The 1,680-nt window shown below is 69.6% G+C and carries 2 protein-coding genes; both read right to left on the bottom strand.

What is annotated here, in order from left to right:
- Positions 1 to 113: 113 nt before the first annotated feature.
- The gene (locus tag ACFRCG_RS35900) at positions 114 to 866 is read right to left on the bottom strand and encodes a YebC/PmpR family DNA-binding transcriptional regulator (protein ID WP_380010291.1); all 753 of its coding nucleotides are present in this window, start codon (positions 864 to 866) and stop codon (positions 114 to 116) included.
- Positions 867 to 941: 75 nt separating this feature from the next.
- On the bottom strand, positions 942 to 1,553 hold the full coding sequence (gene pdxT / locus ACFRCG_RS35895) for a pyridoxal 5'-phosphate synthase glutaminase subunit PdxT (protein ID WP_380039356.1): 612 nt from the start codon (positions 1,551 to 1,553) through the stop codon (positions 942 to 944).
- Positions 1,554 to 1,680 lie beyond the last annotated feature (127 nt).

The raw sequence follows: 1,680 nt of genomic DNA, 5'->3' as shown, positions 1-1,680 counted from the left end.
ATCGCCGTCGGCCCCTCGCGCGTTGCGGGTCGTACGCCTTCTCGGCGTTGAGGTGCTCCGTGATCTCGTCCGTTGCGATCCTCATCGGTCGGAGACCGACGCCACATGTATTACTACTCGTCGATTTTCGCCATGATTTCGTCCGACACGTCGAAGTTCGCCCAGACCTCCTGGACGTCGTCGCTGTCCTCCAGGGCCTCGATCAGCCGGAAGATCTTGCGCGCGCCGTCCTCGTCCAGCTCGACCGAGACGCTGGGCAGGAAGTTGGCGTCGGCCGAGTCGTAGTCGATCCCGGCGTCGACGAGCGCGGTGCGCACGGCGACCATGTCGGTGGCCTCGCTGACCACCTCGTACGTCTCGCCCAGGTCGTTGACCTCCTCGGCGCCGGCGTCGAGCACCGCGCCCAGGATGTCGTCCTCGCTCAGGCCGTTCTTGGGCACGATCACGACGCCCTTGCGGGTGAACATGTACGACACCGACCCCGGGTCGGCCATCGAGCCGCCGTTGCGCGTCATCGCGACCCGCACGTCGGACGCCGCGCGGTTGCGGTTGTCGGTCAGGCACTCGATCAGCACCGCGACACCGTTCGGCCCGTACCCCTCGTACGTGATCGACTGGTAATCGGCGCCGCCGGCCTCCGCACCGGAGCCGCGCTTGACCGCGCGGTCGATGTTGTCGTTCGGGACCGAGGACTTCTTGGCCTTCTGAATGGCGTCGTAGAGCGTCGGGTTGCCGGCGACGTCACCGCCGCCGGTGCGGGCCGCCACCTCGACGTTCTTGATCAGCTTGGCGAAGAGCTTTCCGCGCCTGGCGTCGATGACGGCCTTTTTGTGCTTGGTGGTCGCCCACTTCGAGTGGCCGGACATCCGCCTCTACTCCTTCGGGTCGCGGGTGCGCTGCACGGACCTGTACAGGCTGGAAGATCCTACCGGCGCGCGGACTCAGAGCGTGGCACGGACCATGTCCACGAAGTACGCGTGCACGCGCCGGTCGGGGGTGAGCTCGGGGTGGAAGGACGTGGCGAGCAGGTTGCCCTGGCGAACCGCCACGATCCGGTCGCCGTACGGCTCGGCGCTCAGCCGGGCCAGCACCTCGACCTCGGCGCCGACCGACTCGACCCACGGGGCCCGGATGAACACGCCGTGGATGGGGTCGCCGCCCTCGAGGCCGGCGAACGGGACGTCGGCCTCGAACGAGTCGTTCTGGCGCCCGAACGCGTTGCGTCGCACGATCATGTCGATACCGCCGACCGTCTCCTGGTCCTCGCGCCCGTCCAGGATCTTGTCCGCGAGCATGATCATGCCCGCGCACGAGCCGTAGACCGGCATGCCCTCGGCGACTCGCCCGCGCAGCGTCGGGAACAGGCCGAAGGAGACCGCGAGCTTGGACATCGTGGTCGACTCGCCACCGGGTATGACGAGCGCGTCGAGGTCGGCGAACTCCTCGGCCTTGCGCACCGGGCGCGCGATCGCGTCGAGTTCGGCCAGCGCGATGGCGTGTTCGCGCACGTCGCCCTGGAGGGCGAGGACACCGATGATGGGAGTGGTGGACACGTCAACCTCGTCCGGTCGTAGGTACCGAGCCGGGGGCGCCCGCCGGGGGCGGGCGGGGCCGCCCCCCCCCCAGAGGGTCAGTGGGGGGGGGGCACCCCCCCCCCCCCCCGAGCCCCGGGCCGCCGGG

The sequence above is a fragment of the Embleya sp. NPDC056575 genome (assembly GCF_042793325.1).
In the GTDB taxonomy this organism is placed as follows: Bacteria; Actinomycetota; Actinomycetes; order Streptomycetales; family Streptomycetaceae; genus Embleya.
This window is presented reverse-complemented; position numbering and strand designations above follow the sequence as displayed.

What these genes read in the sequence shown, in the direction of transcription:
- ACFRCG_RS35900 (WP_380010291.1), bottom strand. Translation starts at nt 866, where the DNA reads ATGTCCGGCCACTCGAAGTGGGCGACCACCAAGCACAAAAAGGCCGTC.